Here is a 1,969-nt window from a genome sequence, read left to right on the forward strand (position 1 = left end):
TAAAATTTAAAATCACTTGGTATTCAATTAGCTAGGTATCAAAATGAAAAAAATTGAAAAAAATAAAAAATACGTATTGACTTTAAAGAAAAGCTCGTTTATTAAGGTTGGCAAGTGCTCAAAACACTGTAATACGAGCGGATAGGTTACGAAACGACCTCTTCCCATGTTTTTAAAATATACTGGCTTTCTTTTGTGCTCTTATTGGCATATAACGATTTTGCCGGGTGTGGTTATACTATACAATACCCTTCATAGGGGAAAGTGTAACGACGGTCTCGTATCCGTGTTTTGAGCGCCCGGCGCCCTTATAGGGTTGTCAATCAAAATGTTAAAATACGAGGTAATTATTATGCAAAATTCTGTCAAAAAATATCAACTCACCAATCAAACAATTCTTCGCGAAGGTAAAAAACTTTATCGCATTAAGGCGTTAAGAGATTTTGGTGATGTTAAAGCTGGTCAACTTGGTGGCTATATTGAATCTGAAGAAAATCTTTCCCATGATGGTAATTGCTGGGTTGGTGATCAGGCCATTGTTGTGAGCCCTGGTCGTGTTTACGAAAATGCGCAGGTTTATGGCAATGCAGGTGTTGGTGGTTTTGTATATGGTAATGCTCGCGTCTACGATTCAGCAAAGGTTTTTGCCAATGCCCATGTGTATGATAATGCCCATGTTTTCGATAGTGCAAAAATTGTAAGTAAAGTGCATGTTTATGAAAATGCCAATGCATGTGGCATGGCTATTGTTACTAAGAATATTTGTGGTGACACAATGAATAATGTTTATACAGAACGCCTTTCTCCTTATGGTGAAATTTGCTTTGTTATGTGTCGTCCTCATAGGAAAACAGCTTAAATAACGGCGCGGGCGCGGCGGGGGCGCCTCCTTATAACCATTTCATTTAAAAATTTGTTTGAATATTAGATTAGGGAGCTACCTATGACCACTAAAAATGTATCTAAAAAATATGAGCTTATAAATGAAAGTCACGTTAAAGGGATTACTTTATACCGCATTCGTGCTTTAAAAGACTTTGCTGATGTTAAAGCTGGTGATTTAGGCGGCTTTATTGAAAAGGAAGATAACCTTTCTCATGATGGCAATTGCTGGGTTTATGATAATGCTTGTGTTGTAAAATCTGGTCGTGTTTATGAAAATGCAAGAGTATATGGCAACGCTGTCATTGGTGGTTTTGTTTATGGCAATGCGCATGTATATGATAAAACCCGCGTGTATTTTGGAGCTCATGTTTATGATAATGCGCATCTTTCTGATAAGGTGTGGGTTTATCAATATGCAAGGGTTTATGGGAATGCAAAATTAACAGGAAGTGCACGCATTTATAGCAAGGCTGAGGTTTATGATCATGCTGTTGTAAGTAGCTCTTCAAAAATTTATGGCAAGGTTTATGGCAATGCTAGCGTGGGTGGGTATGTTAAGGTCTATGGTTCTGTTTATGGGAATGCAAAAGTGACTGGTTATCACACCATTAGAGGTTTGGTACATGGCAATGCAAGATTAAAAAGAAATGATTATTCATATGTTGAGCAAAACATTTACTATGCATATGGAATTCCTGAAGATTGTGAAATTTATGAAAACGATACCGTTGTAAAGATTGTTGAAAATAAAGCAGCGTAAATAAAATAACGGGGCGGGGGGCTGCTTTATAGCAAAAAAGCCGCGCCTTTAAAGGACACGGCTTTTGTTTGCAACTGGAAACTTATACATTTTAAATGTTAAAATATATTACACAAAACGTGTAAAAATGCAAGCCTTAATACATAAAAACCGCATCAAAATGAATTGATACGGCTTTTATTATCAAAACAGCTAGCGATCTAAATAAACGATTAAAATAACCAATCGAAATATAAAGGAACATCTCTTTATTGCACAAAACGTATCAAAAAGCAAGCTGTTAAGTAAAATAAAAATGGGATTCACACTGTAGATTCAGTGATT

General features: G+C 36.3%; 2 protein-coding genes. Both read left to right on the forward strand.

All coding sequences use genetic code 11. The annotated features are described in order from the left end of the window. Positions 1–352: 352 nt before the first annotated feature. Entirely contained in the window at positions 353–859 is a 507-nt protein-coding gene (locus ACFIME_RS07095) for a hypothetical protein (protein ID WP_120100860.1), read from the forward strand. An 84-nt stretch (positions 860–943) separates the two neighbouring features. Beyond that, positions 944–1,645, forward strand: coding sequence for a hypothetical protein (locus ACFIME_RS07100; RefSeq protein ID WP_375647831.1), 702 nt, complete (start codon positions 944–946; stop codon positions 1,643–1,645). The last annotated feature ends 324 nt before the right edge of the window (positions 1,646–1,969 follow it).

Origin of the sequence: Bartonella sp. AP1QHHD (assembly GCF_042196265.1) — a bacterium.
Lineage (GTDB): Bacteria > Pseudomonadota > Alphaproteobacteria > Rhizobiales > Rhizobiaceae > Bartonella.